The organism is Microcoleus sp. B13-B6 (assembly GCF_036705405.1).
GTDB lineage: Bacteria > Cyanobacteriota > Cyanobacteriia > Cyanobacteriales > Microcoleaceae > Microcoleus.
In genome coordinates, this window is the sequence record NZ_JAUBUJ010000030.1 from 41,868 (window position 1) to 60,424 (window position 18,557).

Consider the following 18,557-nt stretch of genomic DNA (forward strand, 5'->3'; position numbering starts at 1 on the left):
GAGAGTCCCTCGAACAATAAACATCTTTACAAGATCGCTGTAGCGCCTGTAGCCTCAGAATTAGACATCCAGTGAAAGGCTTTGAAATTGAAGTTAGAACCAATTACAGCGGGTTAACTAGCCTGATAGATGCCTGATTATTCCTTGACTCGATAATTTCTCATCATGCCAGCGTCTTCGTGCTCTAAGGTATGACAGTGGTATGTATATAAGCCGCTGTATTTCTCAAATTTCATGAGCAGCTTCACTCGCTCACCCGGCATTACCATTACAGTATCCTTCAAGCCCTCGTCTACATAGCCATCCTTGACAGTTTGCCATCCTGCGGCAAGTTCTGGCAGCACTTCCCGACTAATAACTTGAAACTGCACGCCGTGTAGATGGATAGGGTGCGCCATCCCCTTCGCATCCATCATGGCTCCGGGGTTGAGTTTATTGATAATCTCCCACTGTTCGATCGAATTTAGCTTTACGGTTTCTTGCGGTAATGCAGTATTCATTTCAAAGGGCTGCCCATTAATCACCCATTTCATACCTTTGAGAGAAAGCTCAATAGGTCGTGGCTGGGTGGCATTAACGGCATCTTCTGGACGCAATAGTGGTAGGGCTGCTAGTTGAGTGGGGAGTCGCAGAGTTTCTTTTTCTTTGCGCTCAATCTTGACGTTGAATAGCATCATCGCTGAACCAAGTTCCGGGGCATTGTCAGAACTCATCATGCCGCTCATGCTGCTACCTCCTACATTTTCTGCTCCTGAAAAAGCCAGACTATTTAGAGATACTTCTGTACCAACTTTCAACTTACTGAAATCTGCCCAAACATCAATCCGCTCACCTGGCGCTAACATGACATACTTTCGTTCGGTAGGTCGAGGCAGTAAGCTACCATCAGTGCCAATGATGGTCAGTGGATCGCCACTGCTCCACGCAAGCTTGTAGATACGTGAATTAGATCCATTTAAGAGGCGAAGGCGGTAGACTCGTGTCGCCGCAGAAAGTGTGAAGTTGGGCTTACCATTCACGAATATCTTTTGACCCAAAAAGCCCATCATGCTGCTCATGTCATTGCTGGATTGACCTGAGTTATCCTGTTGCATCCCACCCATGTTGCTATTACGGGGGGTACCTATTTTGCTGCCGAGATAGAGGAGTTGATTATTGGCATCTAAGGTACGATCTTGCAGCACAATCGGTATCTCATAAGCCCCGGTGGGTAGATTAAGGGTCGCTTCTTCTTGATCCGTCACTATAAATAGCCCCGCCAAGCCAGCATAGGCTTGCTGCCCTGTAAGCCCGTCTGGATGAGGATGAAACCAGTTCATACCTGCCCGATTAATCACCTCAAACTCGTAGATATAGGTCTGTCCTGGCTGAATCGCAAAGCGAGGATGTCCATCCATCTCCTCTGGTAAAATCAATCCATGCCAATGCACAATGCTGGCTTGCCCTTGAGGAAGGTTATTTTGGAAGTTGACCCGCACGCGCTGACCTTTGCGAACGCGAATAATGGGGCCTAAATAACTATCGGGAATGGTTTGTAAGCTGTTTGGGTCGCCCTTGACCAGTTGTGCTGCGTAAGACCAAACTTGGGTCATTTGTCCCGGCAAGATTGGAACCGTTGTCGGTGCAGCCTTCAGGTTGATTTCAATATCGGGAATAAATTTTGCATTCGGCCCACGGGCTACGGTGTTCCCCTGAGCCATTTCTGTGGTGGAAGATTGAGGCGAACAACTCGATAGCAGGCTGTGAATTCCGCTTCCGATGACAAGTCCGCCTGCAAATCCAGTCCCTCGAAGAAAGTTTCGGCGGGTTAGGGGATGTTGGTAAGTGGTTTTAATGGGCATATCGCTCTCATTTCTGAATACGTCAATAAGCTTGTCTTGTCCCTTCAGAACTTTGTTAAGCCACTTGGTAGCCAGCCGCCGTAATTACATCCTTGATTGCAGCTTCTGAGGCTTGAGTTTCCACTGATACAATCTTGGTTTTTGGATCGCCCTGAACGGTAGCTTTAGCATCGACTGTTCTAATCGCTTTAGTAATGGTGTTTACACAACCACCACAGGTCATATTGGGAACTTTTAATTGGAGTTTCATAATGTCAAATCCTTATTTTTGTGTGGTTCAGTCAAGAAAAACGTTTTGGACAATCAGCAATGCTTTTCTCCACTTTTCAACCAGTTCAGCTTCACTGTGCGGGCAGTAATCTGTACACTTATGCTTGTTGGGTGAGTACGAGTACCACAAAGCTAATAATAATTAGGAAGCCTGCATCCAGTTCAAGGATAGTTTCACTGACAGATTTGAGCCGCATAAAATAGATCAGGGGAAAGGCGATCGCCAAACACCAGATTTTTAGAAATATCATGATTTCTTAAAGCCGATACAAGCCATACTGGTGAAGCGAGCTAATCCTATTGGGAACGAGAAAAACTGAACGCGATTTAACCCGGCTTCACGTATCAGCGCTGAGAGTTTTTCCTGGGTGAAACATCGAGTGCCCCAATGCCACTGAATGAGTGAGCCGAGTAGTCCCGATCGAGTCACCACAAGAACTAATGGTGCGCCCGGACGCAAAACTCTGACCATTTCTTGTAATCCCTGTGCTGGATTCAGTAAATGTTCAAGCATATAGGCACTCATGACACCATCAAAAGAATGGTCTGCAAATGGCAACGTATTCACATCACTTTGACAGATTTGATGACGAATATTTGCCTGACTGAGTTGTTGATCGGCTATTTTGAGCATCTCCGATGAGACATCGACTCCAGTAATCTGTATTGTTGGATTAATAGTTTGAGCAAATGCCAGACTGAAGTCCGCTGTGCCAATACCACAATCACAAATGTTCAGGTTATCTTGCCAGTCAAGCAAAATATCAGCGTTTTTTAGCGATCGCCATAGCTCTCGATAAGCATGACGATAACCCAGAAGACGAACAAGTTGATGCCACCAGATGGCAGCTTTGTTATAGGTTTGAGACAGTTGTGTAGTTGTTGGATAAACTCGTTGAACTGAAACCTGCCACCATCCAACCGTCCATTCCATTGTGAAACCTCATTGATATGGAGTAATAATGCTAGTAGCTGCTGCTAATGTCTGGACACCCTTCTCACCGGGTGACATAATATGCACCAACATGAGGTTGGCTTGATTCGATTTTTCTTCCATTTGCTGTAAGTCTCTGACCTATGTGTGAGCGAGAGTAGGTTCAGTTTTTTCAGTTTTTATCGTGATGGGATGTTGCACACTCAAAACAGAACAGGGTGCATGGTGAAACACATAGTTACTGACGCTCCCCTGAATTAACTCTTTGACACCGGACAGTCCCCGATGCCCGATGACGATCAGATCCGCTTCCCAGTCTTGGGCGATCGCACAGATGGTTTCACCGGGGTTATCCACAAAGTCGCCAGTTTTTTGCATAGATTCTGCACCTACACCCGCTGCGATCGCCCGTTCACTAGAGGCTTGCAGTAACTTCAAGCCCATCTGTTTGTAGGTTTTCCAATGCTGTTCGTAGAACTGTACTTCTGTATTAAAATACTCAGGATTGTAACTTCCGCTGATAAGTCCTTCGATCTGGGGAAACCCTTTCTCCTGCATATGGATAATATGGAGCAGGAGCAAACTGCCTCCGGTCGTTTTTGCCTGAGCGATCGCGATTTCAACAACATGATCGGTCAGATCGGATTGATCGATCGCCACTAGAATTTTGTGAAACATAGAATCTCCTTTCAGAATGATAAGTGGTAACTTCGAGATTTCTTGGAGCTACGACTTACCCTGCTTCGGTTTTCGTAAGAACTGCCTGAAGTTGTGCCTCATCTTCGTGAGATAACGAAGTTCGTAGGACTTTTCCCTCAAATTTGCTCAAGTCGTCCAAAACCTTGTCAGGTGTAGACTTTCTCACCAAAACAAAAATGGCAGAGGTTCCAGGTTCGATCGTGTTGCCTAGTTCTTGAATGAAATTATCATCAATGCCGATATCCGTTAAGGCACCGGAAAGCGCACCCACTGCTGCACCCAAAATTCCCAGTATGGGTTCAAAAAACATCAAGCCGATTAACAGTCCCCAGAAGCCGCCACTTAACGCGCCACCGGTGACGAGTTCTTGAGTTTGTTTAATCTTGACTTTGCCATCTTTCTTTTTGACCACGATCGCTGCATCTTCTAGATCGATCAGATATTCCCGCTCCATTTTTCTGAGATCGAGCAACACTTCATCTGCCTTAAATTCATCAGGAAAGCCAATCACAATTAGATCACTCATATTTTTCTACCTGTTAAAATGAACACTCAGCTTTGAAAAGGAAAAAATTGCACGAAGATAATCACAGTTCCTAGTCCCCAAAAAAAGGTAGGAACACCATTGTTTTCTATCTCACCGGAAGCTTATTGTAGAGGCGAGCAACGAAAGCAGCGTACAGACCAGTACCCACAGACCAAACCACAAGACCTACAATAAAGCTTCCCCAGGTAATGCTTCGGGTAATACCAGATAAATTAGCGTGAAGAACATAGCTAAAGAATCCCATCGTTATCTCAGGTGCCACTGTTAGAAACAGAATGCAAATCAAATAAGCAATTCCTGTAATAATCGCTGTGGCAAGAAATAGCGATCGCACACTTAGCTTCAGCGCTGAATGACTACGTATACGGGTTTCTTCGTTCGGGTGAATACTATGGATCATGGTGAGACTCCTGTGAATGAGCTAGTTTTTTCTGAGTGTTGCGATGACCCCAGGGGACAAATGCAGGTGTCAGTGCGGCATAACGGGCATACTCCTCACCAAATTCTGCTAAGGCATCCCGTTCTTCTTGGTGAGCTAATCGGATATACATCGCGACCAAAATGGGGAACATGAGCAACGTCACGAGAGTAGGCCATTCCAGCAAAAAGCCCAACATGATGACAATGAAGCCGACATACTGCGGATGGCGAATGGTTGAATATGGCCCTGAAACCGCCAATGTATGACTTCGTTGAGCTTTGTAGAGAACTTCCCAAGCATTTCCTAAATAAATCAGTCCACCAAAAATTAGTACATTACTCAGAAGGTGAATCGGATTCCAATGAGGATCGCCTTTCCACCCCAGGAATGTCCACCACAGATGCCCAGCATCATGGGAAAAAATGTTCAATCCTGGATAGCGGGTTTGCAGCCAGCCTGAGAATAAGTAAAGCGTTAAGGGGAACCCATACATTTCTGTGAACAATGCCACAATGAATGCTGAGAACGCCCCGAACGATCGCCAATCTCTTGGGTTACGCGGCTTGGTGAAACTAAAGGCAAAGATAATAAATATCAGGGAATTAATAATCACTAATCCCCACAGTCCGTAAGCAGGAACGTTACTCATATCTCTCATGGTTCGATCTCCTTGAAATAGATTTATTTACAGAGTCCGAATAATTTCCTTCAGCGAGATTGGCTATTGCCACTGTTACCGCCTCCATGTCCCCCATGTGCTCCGTGCATAAATAGGTGCATGAATATACAGATGAACAGTAAAGAGAACGGTAAAAAGCCCGCTAAATGCGCCCAATGTTCTGTAATCAAAAAGTACGCAATAATCCCGATCGAGACATACAGCACAACCTTAATTGGCAAGCTGAGACGAGTTGGCTGACGATCGGGCTGGGACTGATTTGATGAACCATGTTGGTGCATAAAGACCTCCTTGTGAATAGAACAACTCGCGATTCCAGGCTTGTTACCATCCTTGCATCTGTGCGATTTCAGCGCTCTGAGATGTGATGATTGACTGAGCCAAAGTACGGATTTCTGGATGAGAAGCACGCTCAGATGCCATCTTCGCCATCTTCACCGCCATTTGATGATGGGGAATCATTTGTCGCACAAATTCTTTGTCAAAGTCCGGGGCTTTCTTGAGCGCGTCGAGGTCAGTTTTCATGCTCATCATGCCCTCACCCATCATGCCTGAGCCTGTGCCCTGCCCTTGGTTGTGGTGCTCTCCCATCATGCCCATGTCATTCATTGAAGGTGCAGGGACTTCTTTGCCGAACCACTGTTTGTACCAGCTACGCATCTCTTGAATTTCACGAGTTTGGTCTTTTTTAATCGCTTGGGCTAATTTTTTAACTTCTGGGCGTTTGGCGCGACTAAAAGCAAGATCAGCCATTGCGATCGCGTCTTGGTGATGAGGGATCATCATTTCGATAAAATGCTGATCGACTCGGACTGATCTGGGTTGTTGAGGATTTCTTGGTGCAGGTAATGACTGAACTTGTTCGCTGTTGATAAGGACAAATCCAGTAATAGCACCACTACTAAGTAACCCGACTAAGCTGTACACCAAAAACTTCTTATTCATAAACTTACCTTGGCTAAGGGATGATCACGTTCTTATACTTTTTAAACTACGCTTAGATTGTGAGAAACTTATGAGCGATGTAAAGCTAGAGAGAGAACTTTTTGCTTGTCCAGCTTTTGATGTAGGAACGGGCATTTTTTGCCAGCAACTTCGACAAAACCAGTGGATAGATCCACCTTGGATGTGTCGGAGAAGTTTATCGGAGCAATAAAAACAATTTTGCATGGCTCCATTTGATAAAACTCAGCTAAAGCGGGTACTGATTCTGCACTGATGGCTGTTGCGTAGGATAATGGTTGAGCGCGATCGCTCATGCAACAGCCAACGCGGTAAATAAATAGGTTTTATGCTGTTGCTTTAGCCATCTGACGGCAAGATTCAGCACAACGACGGCAGGCTTGAGCGCACTTTTTACACTGATCGTGGTCGTGCTTCTCACACTCAGTCGCACAGCGATCGCACGCTTCTGCACAAACCGCACACATTTGAGCGTGCAGGTCAGAATTACGAGCCATGAACCGAGCGCAGAGAGCACAGGTATCAGCGCAATCGCGGCATAGCTGAATACATTGAGCCATCATCTGCACCATGTCACTGGTTAAGCAAGCGGTTCCGCATTGCTCACACTCACGAAGACAGTCGAGGCAATTCTGAATGCAGGTTTCTAGCAGAGATTGATGAGATTTAGTAGTAGTAGTAGTCATGGTTTTAAGCTCCTAAAGAATCAACACAACGAAGAACGGATTGTTATGCCCTTCACCTTGGTTAGGGGATGACTAAGTTCTTATATCTCTCAAGCTACGCTCAGACTATGAGAAACCTATGAGCGATTCAAGGTTTACGTCTTTAGGAAGATTTTTCCAGCTTTTTGGCGATGAGCAATTCATTTCATCCTGATTTCATTCTTTCCCATCATTATTGGAGGATTCCGCTCACCTGACACCGCAACCAGCCTGTAAAGGAGTTAGACTGATGAAAATTTTGGTGGTAGAAGATGATGAGGCAATTGCCGACCTACTTACTTGCATTCTCTCCAACCAAAATTACGTGGTTGAAGTTGCTAACGATGGTGAGGCAGCTTGGGAACTGATTGTTGTTTATAACTATGATTTACTGCTGATAGATATTACGCTCCCTCGTTTAGACGGAATAAGTCTCTGTCGTAGAGTCAGAGCGCACGACTATAAAATGCCAATTCTGGTGGTAACAGGGCGAGGCAGTGGTCACGATCAAGCGATCGGGCTAGATGCAGGTGCCGATGGGTACATGGTGAAACCGCTCGATCAGGAGTTATTGATTGCTCGAATTCGAGCCTTGCTGCGTCGCACAGGCACGACTTTTCAATCTGTGCTGGAGAAGGGTAATTTGCGGCTCGACCCAACAAGTCGTGAAGTTACTTACGCAGGGCAACTTCTATCCTTGAGTCCCAAGGAGTTTTCGATCCTAGAGTTCTTTTTGCGGAATGGTCGTCAAGTATTTACCTACAGCGTAATTTTGGATCAAATCTGGGCTTATGGAGACACTCCTAGCGAAGATGCCGTGAGAACTCATATTAAAGGGCTACGACAGAAACTTAGAGGGGTCGGCGCTCCCACAGATTTGATTGAAACGGTTTATGGACTGGGTTATCGGCTTAAACCCTTGGAAGCGATCGCTGATTCAACCAAGACGGCTCAACTCACGTCTCATGAAGCGACTCAACCGATTCAACCACAAACCCTCAGCGCCTTATCCAAACGTCCAGAAATTGACCGCGCATCAAACGACTTAACCACAAAAGGGAGCGAGCCGGAAGAGTCTTTGTTTGCGGATGAGCGTCCTTTGTTATTGATCGTCGATCCCGATCGCCAACTGGCCCAACAGTTGATGAATGAAGCGGTGGACTGGGGATTTCGGAGCGCGATCGCCACAACACTTTCCGAAGCCGAAACGAAAATTGAGCAGGATGCGCCTACCGTTGTGCTACTCGATCCCGATATTACTCATCCCACAACAGAGAGTTTAAGGCTGCTGGCAAAGCTCAGTCATCAAACTCCTTCTGTGCCAGTTCTAGTTTTTACCAGTCACGATCAATTAACCGATCGCCTAGAAGTTGCCCAACTCGGCGGACATAGTTTTTTACACAAACCCTTGCCCCCGGCTCAAGTGCTGAAAGCGATCGCACAAGCGGCACAACAAGCAGAGACAGCAAAGCAACGGGTGATGGTCGTCGATGCTGATCCCCAGATTCTTGTAACTCTGAAGGAGTTCCTAGAACCCTGGGGATTGAGCGTAACAACGCTGAACGATCCTCAACGATTTTGGGAAACGTTGAAATCATGCTCACCGGATCTGCTAATTTTAGATGTGAAAATGCCTGCTGTGAGTGGCGTTGAGCTTTGCAAAATTATCCGCAACAATTCGCGCTGGGGGCGCTTGCCGATCATTTTTTTGACGGCGCATACCGATGCTGCGATCGTCAATCAAATGTTTTCAGTGGGTGCAGATGACTTTGTGAGCAAGCCGATCGTAGGGCCAGAATTGGTCAGTCGCATCATCAATCGCCTAGAACGGATCAAACTCCTTCAGAATGCTGCTGAGACAGATTATTTGACCAAACTCTCTAACCGCAATAAGTCAACCCAAGACTTAAACAAATACCTTCAACTTGCAAATCAACAGGAGCAGCCGCTCTGTCTAGCAGTTCTGGACTTAGACAATCTCAAACAGATCAACGATCGTCACGGGTACAATACTGGCGACATGGTGATGCGTCAGTGGGGACAATTGCTCCGGCAAACTTTTAGGCAAAATGCAGTCGTTGCTCGCTGGGAGAGCGATGAATTTGTGGTTGCCTTATCTAGCATGATTAAGGCAGATGGTATTCAAAGACTCACTCAATTATTAGCAACGCTCCACCACAGAAAATTTGTTGCTCCCGAGCAAACTCAATTTCGGATCACATTTAGCGCTGGAATTGCTCAATATCCAGATAATGGAACGGATTTGCCTTCTCTTTATCAAGCCGCATCCGAAGCCTTGCATCAGTCTAAAGTTGCTGGGTGTGCTTGTATTTTTTCGGCGGGAGACTCTAGGGCTATTCTCCAATAAACGAAGTCTTAATTCATTATTAACATTCTCAACCTCAAACTTTTCTTAACTCCTCATAAGTTCCTCAGATTGTTTTCTTACAGTCAAAGTGGGTATGCAAGGACTGTTGCATACAATTACCTCCGATCGCGCGCATTCTGGCATTGGGGAAGGTTTTGTATATCAGAGAGTTTTAGTAGCGATCGATGATTTTGAAATTAGCAGTGGAGAACAGTAATGTTAGATATCGATGAAATGGGACAAAAAGAAATACACGAACTGCTACATAAAGTAGGATATGGACACCTCGGCTGCATAGGCGAAGGGTATCCATATATTGTGCCTATGCACTATTACCTCAAAGACTCAGAAATATATATCTTCACAACGGTGGGAATGAAGACTGAGTATATGGATGCAAATCCAAAAGTTTGCTTACAGATCGAAGAAGTTCACGATCTGGTGCACTGGCGCAGCGTTGTTGTGAATGGTCGCGCTGAACGCCTCACTGAGCAGCAAGACATCGATCGGGTGATGCAATTTGTCAAAACGCAGAATCCAACACTTTCGCCTGCGATCAATCGAACCTGGATCGATGCTTGGGGACGAGCAGAGGTGATTGCAATCTACCGCATTCACGAGAATGAAATGAGCGGACGCACGACTGATGGAGTTAGCAGTCAGTGAAATCGAAAAATTTGGACAAACTTATTTTAGAAGGCTGATTTTAATTCGGCGATCGCCTCTCTAAAATTTCGCCCTAGCTTCCTTCTCTGTAAATCTGCCAACCAGGGCATCACATTAAATTAGGAGGATTAATTTATGAACCACGATCGCCATCAACATGGACAAACCCAACCCAAGCCGGGACACGCTGGGCACCACGAACACAAACAGCAAGTTGAAAGGAATCTGCCTGACCCACACAGCAATCATAGTGCTCACGGTAAACAGCCTAATCACGCTCAACACGCAGGTCACGACAAACACGCTGGACACAGCCCAGAGATTTTCAAACGACGCTTCTTTATTTGCCTCTTGCTAACGCTGCCCGTCCTCTATTTTGCGCCCATGTTTCAGGATTGGTTTAGTTATCAAGCCATCCAGTTTTCAGGTGCGAATTGGGTGATTCCCATTTTCTCAACGATTATTTATTTCTATGGTGGCTGGGTTTTTCTGAAGGGAGCTTACTACGAACTCCGCAGTAAAATTGGCATGATGACTCTGGTTGCTCTAGCAATCACCGTGGCGTTTGTCTACAGTGTGGCAGTGACTCTTGGATTGGCGGGAGATTCTTTCTATTGGGAACTGGCAACCTTAGTCGATATCATGCTGCTCGGTCACTGGATGGAAATGGCTTCTGTGCTGGGAGCCAGCAATGCTCTACAAGAACTTGCCAAGTTAGTGCCTTCTGTCGCTCACAAGAAGCAGGCGAATGGGCAGATAGAAGATGTCCAAGTAAGCGCATTAGTTGAGGGCGATCTAATTCTGATTCGTCCCGGTGAACAAGTCCCAATTGATGGTGAGGTCATCGAGGGTACTTCCAACGTCAACGAAGCTTTTCTCACTGGGGAGTCGCGCCCGGTGGTCAAAAAAGCCAATGATGAGGCGATCGCCGGAGCGGTCAATGGAGAAGGCGCTTTGACAATCAAAGTCACTCGCACCGGAGATCAAACAACCTTGAGCCAAATTATGCGCTTAGTTGAGGAAGCGCAGGCATCTAAAAGTAAATTTCAAACACTAGCCGATCGACTGGCCTATTGGCTAACTTATACAGCGATCGCGATCGCTACGCTAGCGTTCATCATTTGGCTATCTGTTAAACCAGATGGTTTAACATTTGCAATTAATCGCGCCGTTACTGTATTGGTGATTGCTTGTCCTCATGCGTTAGGTTTAGCGATCCCCTTAGTGCTGGTCAACGCAACTGCAATGTCCGCTAAAAACGGCATTCTGGTACGAAATCGAGAAGCGTTTGAACGAGCAAAAGACATTAAAACAATCGCATTTGATAAGACGGGGACATTGACAACCGGACATTTTGGCGTGCAACGAATTTATACAGATAGTATAGATGAGTTAAAAGCTTTGGGCATTTCTGCTTCTCTCGAATCTTTATCAGAACACCCGCTTGGACAATCGATCGTAGAAGAAGCCAGCCATCGCAAAATCGAGCTTTCAAAAGCCAGTGACTTCAAAGCAGTTCCCGGTCAGGGCGTTGAAGGCGTGGTAAACGGTCAGCGCTATCGGGTTGGCAGACCCGAATGGGTTCAAGAGTTGAAATTGCAGTTTCCGCCAGCATTGCAAAAAGGACTACAAGAACGTGAATCTCGTGGTGAAAGTGCGATCGTGCTGATGGACGACAAGCAAGTTCTCGCCCTATTCGGGTTAGCCGATCAAGTGCGCGAATCTGCACGAGAAGCGGTTGTAAAATTACAGGAAATGGACGTGCAGGTGGTCATGATTACAGGCGATGCCGAAGCCGTTGCCAAGGCGGTTGCTGGGGATTTGAAGATCGATCGCTACTATGCTCGTGTCCTACCACAGGATAAAGCTGCATTGATTCGTAAGCTCAAAGCTGAGAAGCCAACCGCCTTTGTGGGCGATGGAATCAATGATGCACCGGCTTTAACCGAGTCGGATTTAGGACTGGCGATCGGCGCTGGAACCAATGTGGCGATCGAGTCGGCTGATTTAATCTTGGTTAAAAGCGATCCGCTTGATGCAACCTACGCGCTTAAACTTGCGAAAGCGACCTACAACAAAATGACTCAGAACTTGCTTTGGGCAACTGGGTACAACGTCGTTGCAATTCCTTTAGCGGCAGGAATTGGGGCTCCCTTCGGCATTCTATTAACGCCAGCATTGGGAGCAATATTGATGAGCGTTTCGACGGTCGTTGTTTCAGTTAATGCAATGTTGTTACGTCGCGTTCGTTTGAATGATTAATTGCATATATTGGAGGAGTAAGGGTTTGTGTCCAAGAAAATCGTCCAAATTCTAGCGGCACCAGAAACCAACCTGTTTCTCTTTGCCTTTTTGCTCAATTTTGTTTACGAAGTTTGGCAGGCTCCCTATTACGAGTTCTACCGAAGTCCCTCTTTAGCCGACAAAATCAAAGATTTGACTCACTGCTCCTTCGGCGATGGGGTCATCATTCTATTTAGTAGTTGGGCGGTGAGTGTGTTAGTTCGTTCGCGGAATTGGGTGCTTTATCCCACCTCGAAGCTGGCGTTCCTGTTTACCAGTATTGGGTTGGTGATTACTCTGGTAATAGAAACCTATCGAGTTAATGTTTCTAAAGTCTATGGGGTTCCGGTGCTGGCAGTACCCATTCTAGGGATGAGTTTACTGGCCGTAATTCAGTGGATCGTTTTACCACCATTCATCCTTTATCTGGCTCGCCGTCATATGTTGGGTTATCTCGAAAAGCGGAGCTAATTAATCGACATGGACAAGGAATTTAATGCCTATCTGTTGGGTGGTGGTATCGGCTCTTTAGCAGCCGCAGCCTTCATAATTCGCGACGGCGGACTCCCTGGCAGAAATATTTTTATCCTAGAAGTAAAGCCCATCTTGGGCGGGAGTTTGGATGGAGCCGGGAACCCTGTAGACGGTTATTCGATGCGGGGGGGACGGATGTTGACGACTGACAATTATGAATGCACTTGGGATCTTTACAAGTCCATCCCCTCCCTAAGTTCGCCCGGTAAAACAGTGTTTGACGAAACTATGGAGTTTAATGAACGGCATAAGTCAAATTCTATGGCGCGTCTCGTTGACAGCCGCCGAGCAAAAGTCCCTGTGAGTTCAATGGGCTTTTCCATGCAAGATCGTCAAGAGTTGCTGAAGCTTAGCCAAGCTGATGAAGACGAATTGGCTGCTAGTCGTATCACTGATTGGCTTTCTCCAGAATTCTTCAAGACTGAATTCTGGTTTATGTGGGCAACTACATTCGCCTTCCAGCCGTGGCACAGTGCCGTTGAATTCAACCGTTACTTGCATCGCTTCATGCTCGAATTCTCTCGGATTGAAACCCTTGCTGGGGTGAAGCGAACCATTTACAATCAGTACGATTCATTGGTTCGTCCACTTCAGAGTTGGCTCGCAGATCAAGGTGTCAATTTCATCGTCGATTGCAAGGTCACAGATCTCGATCGCAACACCGAAGAAGGCAAGTTTGTGGTGACAGGCATTCATTATCAGCAGAAGGGTGAAAGTAAAGCGATCGCGCTTAAAGACGGCGACCTGGTTTTTCTGCAAAACGGATCGATGACTGATGCCTCAAGTTTGGGTTCTATGACAAGTGCGCCCAAGAAGCTGACCAAACAGGACAGCGACAGTTGGAATTTGTGGGAAAAGCTGGCGGCAGAACGCCCAGATTTCGGTAATCCTTCTGCTTTTAACAACAGCATTGCCGAGTCACTGTGGGAGTCTTTTACAGTCACACTAAAAACCCCTGCATTCTTCAACAAAATGCTTGAATTTAGCAGCAATCAACCGGGAACTGGTGGGCTTGTCACGTTTAAAGACTCCAACTGGCTGATGTCCATCGTGCTCGCCTATCAACCCCACTTTATAAATCAACCTGTTGATATACAGGTCTTCTGGGGATACGCTCTTTTCCCCGATCGCGTGGGTGATTTTGTGCCCAAGCCGATGAGCGAGTGTAACGGTGAAGAAATTCTGCGAGAACTCTGCGGTCATCTACGATTCGATCTGGATACTGTGGAATCGGCAAACTGCATTCCTTGCAGGATGCCGTACATCACAAGTATGTTTATGCCTCGTTTAGGCACGGATCGACCGTTGCCGATTCCTCGCAGCTCGAAGAACCTTGCTTTCATCAGCCAGTTTGTCGAAATTCCTGATGATGTTGTCTTCACGGTTGAGTATTCGGTGCGAGTTGCTCAAATGGCAGTTTATGAATTTTTAGGTATTAACCGCCAAATCCCGCCCGTTTCGCCTCATGATAAGTCACTGCGAGTGCAGTTTGAGGCTTTAATCAAAGCGTTTAAATGAGTTTTGTAACTTCCCAGAAAAGTTGATTCATACCGTCAATCAGCAACGCCGTTTTTTCATTATCTTTACCAAAATTTCTGTTCTATTATCTTAAACTCTTTAGTCGAGTAGAGAGTCAAGTAGAGAAGTCAACATCATTCTTCAGGCATATTTACTCGAATTTCTGAATTTAGGCCTTGACTCTCTAGTCTGGTGGAGAGTTTAGTATGGACTTAGTTCTAAGAAATTAATCACTCAATTGAGGATAAAGATGAGTATGCTCACACTTGCTAAAACAGTAATCGGTGGAACTATAGCTGGCTTAACGTTGTTAGCTTTGACAGCTAATCCCTCGTTTGCAGACACTCACAACCCGACTGCTAGCCCAACTACAGCTTCTAGCTCTACCAATGAAGCACCCGTAGCTCAAGAGCGTCTTACTCCAACAATAGCGCAAACCAATCAGGCTCCGCAGCAGCCTACTGAAGGCGGATGTAGCTGTTGCAAGAATATGATGAACAATATGCCTGGTATGAACAATATGCCTGGGATGAGAGGAAATCAAAGCAACCCCTCCAGATAGACAGTTATTGCGATCGCCATGCGATCGCCTTTTGGGAAATATTTAGGATGCTGTGAAAAGAACTAACAGACAAGGCGTTCTTTGGAATCAGAAAAACGGTGTCGCCCTAACAGTTTTACTGCTCTGTTTACTGCTTTGTTGGTGGTTGCAGCATCCTAATATAAATCTATTCACCCCAGAAGGCTTCAAACAAGCAGTCAAGAATCTAAGAATTTTTGTCGCGGTTCAGGTGTTAGCCACCGTCGCGGCAATTTCTTTGTTCCGCTCTGAGGTTCCAAAGCGGGAGTTTAGTCAGTAACCCTGAACCTGAATTTTTCTCACTAACTCAAGCTTGATGCCAGACGTGAGGTAGTGTTGTGCCTGAATCATCAATGCTGATGTTTCTGCATCCAACCCAGCATTAAGCCAGTTCCCATTAGTAAAACACCAGCAAAGCTATAAGGGGCGCTTACCTGCCATGCAAACAGAACGCCCCCTAACATCGATCCCCCAACTTGTCCGAGGCTATTAGCGGCATTTTGAATTCCTAACACCGTTCCCGTGTGTTGACCGCCCCGTTTTGAAATCAAAGCAGCTACATTTGGGGTAATCAATGCCATACCGAATGCCAATATAGCGACAACTCCCAGCACAATGGGAAGCGATCGCGCCATTAGTAGCAGGAAAATGCCGCTTCCCATGAGTGCAAATCCCAGAGCAACTTGGGCGATCTCATTCATATATCGAGACAAAAAGCTCACTGCAATGATTTGAAAGACTGCCATCACTGAGCCACACATCATAAATACAAAGCCTGTTTGGACGGGCCCGTATCCCAATATTTCTTGAGCATATAATGCAAAAACGGCTTCAAACATCGTGAGTCCAAACTGGGCGATCGTGGCTAAACCCAACAGCAGTAATAGTGGTTTACCCAGCCTTTTCCAATCTAGTGCTGGCTGACGAGGGACTACAGTTGCGGATCTCGATGGTAACGATTCTGGCAACCAGCGGAGAGCGACTAGCAGCGTTAAGAACATCAAACCCGCAGCTAGAAAAAAGGGAGGAGCATAATTTTCAATTTTGAGATCGAAAAAACCGAGGGTAAAATGTAAGTCTTCACGAGTTGTCAAACCACCAAAAGCTGGTCCAGCAATTGCTCCAAGACTCACTGCTGTACCGAGCCAAGCCATTCCTTGGGTGCGATCGCGCTCAGTCGTTACATCCGAAACATAAGCGGCAGCAGCAGGCAGCATCGCAGCGGCTAGAACCCCACCGACTGCTCGAGCAACATAAAGCATTGCGAGGGAAGAGGCAAACCCAAATAGTAGTTGAGCGATCGCGGAACCGGCAATTCCGATCAAAATTAAGGGTCGCCTGCCGACTCGATCTGACAATTGCCCCCAAAACGGTGCTGTAATTAACTGAGCGAAGGCGTAAATGCTGGTTAATAAGGTAATGTGAATGGCGATCGTCTCACGCGGAACAACTGCTATATGTAAATGTTGGGCGTAGAAAGGAAGTACAGGCAGGCTTACTCCGAAGCCAATCATGACTACAAATAAGCAAACAAGAAGTAAGAAGAGCTTTTTAATCATAAAATCAGGTGAGGGGTTTTATTTGTATTGGGTTGGTGATTACTCTGGTAATCGAAACCTATCGAGTTAATGGTTTCTAGGCGTTGCTCATTCATGGTATGAATCAACTTTTCGCTTGATGTTACAAAACTCACCCTACTTAGCTTATACCCATTCCGAAATCTTGAATTTATACCTGTATTCAGCAACGCCAGGCTGAATCTCATTAACTACCAATAGTCACACAAACCTGGGATAATTTAAACAAACGGCTCAGATGGTAAGCCAAAGAAGCGAAAACAGCAATGGCAAGCTACAGAGAATGGAACCAAGCATTAGTGTCTTACTTTACCAGTGGCGTACCGCGCGGTACTAAACTTTACGTAAGCGTTGACGACGATGTACTCGAGCGTATTGGTCTAGAATTTGGAAAGGATACGGGCGTCAACAACGGTCGCGATGACTTTTTGATTGCCGTAAGGAAAAGAGTCATCATTGACCAACAAGTTAATTTGAGCAACTTGCGAGGGTGTGATTCTGACGGTTTACCCAAAAGTATTGCCTTTCTCAGTGCCACAGTCCTAGCCGCCTATCAGATGGCTGAGGAAGAAAAAATATCAGAACTAAACTACTTCCGGCGATTGCAGAAAATTTTAGGTCTGTCCGACGCTCGTCGTCCACCGGGCATGGAATCTGGTTCCGCTGCTGAAGAACCGCTATGGAAAGAATGGAATCTTTGGCTAAGGCAACAGGGATTTTTACCTTCAGCAGTTCGGGGTCGCGGTGGTCCAACTACCTATATAAATTATCCAATTTCGCAATCTCTTCTACGCCACGCTGATAAAAACCGACTTCTAGATATATTTAACGAAAAGCAATGGACAGCCCAATGGGATGCCCAAACTTTATTTACTCATGTCCGCCGCGAGACGCCGAGGCTTTGCCAACACTTAAAAGAGTTACTGACGGACAACAGGCAGCGCTATGAAGCCGTTGCCGAAGCAATTCACGAAGTTTACGAACAATGGCAAAATGAGGGGAAACCAGTAACACTAAAACAAGGAGTACGCACCTGGAGCCGCTACCTTTTTGCAGGTTTATATCGCACTGAAGATCCATTCTTGGGCCAGATTGATTACTATCTCTACCCGAAACAGCTAAAAGGGCGACCAGTAGAATCGGTACAAGTTCAGTACAGAGATAACGTTCACCAGCTTCGGGACGAACGCGCTGGATGGTATTTCCCTCTAAAAAATCCAATAAATATGAATGAATTGGATCGCGGTGCAAGATACCAAATTAGTTGTTCTACAGACCTGGATTCCCTAATTTTGCCCGAGCGTAACTTTTGGATATTAATTCCAGATCCCGATAACCCAGATTCAGGAGCCTATGCTTCTTGGGGAACGCCATCCCTCGGTACGCCATTTATCCTACTCTACAAAAAAGAACTGCTCTCAGATATTCAACGGTTGCAAGATGAGCAGCTATTGAAATGGCAGGGTGGAGCACAACCAGTATTTAAAAATTCTACCTGGTTTGAAATTCACACCTGCATGGTTGTTTCCCAAGCTTGGGATGCAGTCTTTATCAAAAGTCAAGAACTTAAAGATGCTTTGCAACCCAGTGTCCGTTTATCTATTAGCTTTTCAGGTGGTTTGCGCGTACCTCAATTGGGTGCATGGCTAGAGGGACATAGCCCTCTAGTAACTATCTTTGGTTTCCATCCCACAGTTGAGTTACAAGTAACTCGATTATCGGATGATTCCCAAATTTGGGAAAAGTTACAGCAAAGTACAAATATTCCCATTGTAGTTAACTTTCCTAGTGTAGGTGACTATCTCGTAAAAGCTACTTGTGGAGGTGAATCTAGCGAGCGCTTTGTCAGAATTGTTGATTGGAGTGGTCTGTCAATAGTAGAACCATCAAGTTGTGAAGTGATGCCGATCGGTTCAAGTCATAATATTTGTGGCAGCGTCCTTCAGTCATTGGCTCAATAAAGTTAAATAAAT

General features: G+C 45.9%; 22 protein-coding genes. 9 read left to right on the forward strand and 13 right to left on the reverse strand.

Annotation, left to right across the window (positions count from 1 at the left end; genetic code table 11):
- Window positions 1-137: 137 nt before the first annotated feature.
- The 12 genes from QUB35_RS15720 to QUB35_RS15770 all read right to left on the reverse strand — a co-directional run bounded on the left by QUB35_RS15720 (window position 138) and on the right by QUB35_RS15770 (window position 7,040).
- Complete coding sequence (locus QUB35_RS15720; RefSeq protein ID WP_333142783.1) at window positions 138-1,841, reverse strand: multicopper oxidase domain-containing protein; 1,704 nt, start codon at window positions 1,839-1,841, stop codon at window positions 138-140.
- Between the two features lie 55 nt (window positions 1,842-1,896).
- Window positions 1,897-2,091, reverse strand: coding sequence for a heavy-metal-associated domain-containing protein (locus tag QUB35_RS15725; protein WP_333142784.1), 195 nt, complete (start codon window positions 2,089-2,091; stop codon window positions 1,897-1,899).
- A gap of 118 nt (window positions 2,092-2,209) precedes the next feature.
- Complete coding sequence (locus tag QUB35_RS15730; RefSeq protein WP_333142785.1) at window positions 2,210-2,362, reverse strand: hypothetical protein; 153 nt, start codon at window positions 2,360-2,362, stop codon at window positions 2,210-2,212.
- Window positions 2,359-3,045 carry a methyltransferase domain-containing protein gene (locus tag QUB35_RS15735; RefSeq protein WP_333142786.1) on the reverse strand — a complete coding sequence of 229 codons (687 nt, stop codon included), beginning with the start codon at window positions 3,043-3,045 and terminating at the stop codon, window positions 2,359-2,361. The genes QUB35_RS15730 and QUB35_RS15735 overlap by 4 nt, the downstream gene beginning before the upstream one ends.
- A gap of 141 nt (window positions 3,046-3,186) precedes the next feature.
- Complete coding sequence (locus tag QUB35_RS15740; protein ID WP_333142787.1) at window positions 3,187-3,723, reverse strand: universal stress protein; 537 nt, start codon at window positions 3,721-3,723, stop codon at window positions 3,187-3,189.
- A gap of 55 nt (window positions 3,724-3,778) precedes the next feature.
- Window positions 3,779-4,270: a DUF1269 domain-containing protein gene (locus QUB35_RS15745; protein WP_333142788.1), complete on the reverse strand. Its 492-nt coding sequence runs from the start codon at window positions 4,268-4,270 to the stop codon at window positions 3,779-3,781.
- Between the two features lie 106 nt (window positions 4,271-4,376).
- Window positions 4,377-4,691 carry a DUF5676 family membrane protein gene (locus QUB35_RS39180; RefSeq protein ID WP_445251356.1) on the reverse strand — a complete coding sequence of 105 codons (315 nt, stop codon included), beginning with the start codon at window positions 4,689-4,691 and terminating at the stop codon, window positions 4,377-4,379.
- Window positions 4,681-5,370, reverse strand: a complete 690-nt coding sequence (locus QUB35_RS15750) for an isoprenylcysteine carboxylmethyltransferase family protein (protein WP_333142789.1) — start codon at window positions 5,368-5,370, stop codon at window positions 4,681-4,683. Before QUB35_RS15750 ends, QUB35_RS39180 begins: the two co-directional genes overlap by 11 nt.
- Window positions 5,371-5,420: 50 nt before the next feature.
- The gene (locus QUB35_RS15755; RefSeq protein ID WP_333142790.1) at window positions 5,421-5,672 is read right to left on the reverse strand and encodes a DUF2933 domain-containing protein; all 252 of its coding nucleotides are present in this window, start codon (window positions 5,670-5,672) and stop codon (window positions 5,421-5,423) included.
- Between the two features lie 43 nt (window positions 5,673-5,715).
- The gene (locus QUB35_RS15760) at window positions 5,716-6,336 is read right to left on the reverse strand and encodes a DUF305 domain-containing protein (RefSeq protein WP_333142791.1); all 621 of its coding nucleotides are present in this window, start codon (window positions 6,334-6,336) and stop codon (window positions 5,716-5,718) included.
- 68 nt (window positions 6,337-6,404) lie between these two features.
- A complete protein-coding gene (locus QUB35_RS15765) occupies window positions 6,405-6,650 on the reverse strand; it encodes a hypothetical protein (protein ID WP_333142792.1) in 246 nt (81 codons plus the stop codon).
- Between the two features lie 30 nt (window positions 6,651-6,680).
- Complete coding sequence (locus tag QUB35_RS15770; protein WP_333142793.1) at window positions 6,681-7,040, reverse strand: four-helix bundle copper-binding protein; 360 nt, start codon at window positions 7,038-7,040, stop codon at window positions 6,681-6,683.
- Between the two features lie 268 nt (window positions 7,041-7,308).
- Between QUB35_RS15770 and QUB35_RS15775 the strand changes: the two genes are divergently transcribed.
- The 8 genes from QUB35_RS15775 (at window position 7,309) to QUB35_RS15810 (ending at window position 15,287) form a co-directional block, all read left to right on the forward strand.
- Window positions 7,309-9,426: a response regulator gene (locus QUB35_RS15775; protein ID WP_333142794.1), complete on the forward strand. Its 2,118-nt coding sequence runs from the start codon at window positions 7,309-7,311 to the stop codon at window positions 9,424-9,426.
- A gap of 88 nt (window positions 9,427-9,514) precedes the next feature.
- The gene (locus QUB35_RS15780; protein ID WP_333142795.1) at window positions 9,515-9,643 is read left to right on the forward strand and encodes a hypothetical protein; all 129 of its coding nucleotides are present in this window, start codon (window positions 9,515-9,517) and stop codon (window positions 9,641-9,643) included.
- Window positions 9,643-10,092 (forward strand): pyridoxamine 5'-phosphate oxidase family protein, encoded by a 450-nt coding sequence (locus QUB35_RS15785; RefSeq protein ID WP_333142796.1) that lies wholly within the window; start codon window positions 9,643-9,645, stop codon window positions 10,090-10,092. The genes QUB35_RS15780 and QUB35_RS15785 overlap by 1 nt, the downstream gene beginning before the upstream one ends.
- Before the next feature lie 135 nt (window positions 10,093-10,227).
- Entirely contained in the window at window positions 10,228-12,354 is a 2,127-nt protein-coding gene (locus QUB35_RS15790) for a heavy metal translocating P-type ATPase (protein ID WP_333142797.1), read from the forward strand.
- Between the two features lie 27 nt (window positions 12,355-12,381).
- Window positions 12,382-12,846, forward strand: coding sequence for a hypothetical protein (locus QUB35_RS15795; RefSeq protein WP_333142798.1), 465 nt, complete (start codon window positions 12,382-12,384; stop codon window positions 12,844-12,846).
- Between the two features lie 9 nt (window positions 12,847-12,855).
- Complete coding sequence (locus tag QUB35_RS15800) at window positions 12,856-14,427, forward strand: oleate hydratase (RefSeq protein WP_333142799.1); 1,572 nt, start codon at window positions 12,856-12,858, stop codon at window positions 14,425-14,427.
- A 250-nt stretch (window positions 14,428-14,677) separates the two neighbouring features.
- Window positions 14,678-14,989 (forward strand): hypothetical protein, encoded by a 312-nt coding sequence (locus QUB35_RS15805; RefSeq protein WP_333142800.1) that lies wholly within the window; start codon window positions 14,678-14,680, stop codon window positions 14,987-14,989.
- Between the two features lie 52 nt (window positions 14,990-15,041).
- On the forward strand, window positions 15,042-15,287 hold the full coding sequence (locus QUB35_RS15810; RefSeq protein WP_333142801.1) for a hypothetical protein: 246 nt from the start codon (window positions 15,042-15,044) through the stop codon (window positions 15,285-15,287).
- A 70-nt stretch (window positions 15,288-15,357) separates the two neighbouring features.
- Here the strand turns inward: QUB35_RS15810 and QUB35_RS15815 are convergent, their stop codons facing one another.
- Window positions 15,358-16,566, reverse strand: coding sequence for an MFS transporter (locus QUB35_RS15815; protein ID WP_333142802.1), 1,209 nt, complete (start codon window positions 16,564-16,566; stop codon window positions 15,358-15,360).
- Window positions 16,567-16,850: 284 nt separating this feature from the next.
- Here QUB35_RS15815 and QUB35_RS15820 point away from each other — a divergent pair, with 284 nt between their 5' ends.
- On the forward strand, window positions 16,851-18,545 hold the full coding sequence (locus QUB35_RS15820; RefSeq protein ID WP_333142803.1) for a hypothetical protein: 1,695 nt from the start codon (window positions 16,851-16,853) through the stop codon (window positions 18,543-18,545).
- The last annotated feature ends 12 nt before the right edge of the window (window positions 18,546-18,557 follow it).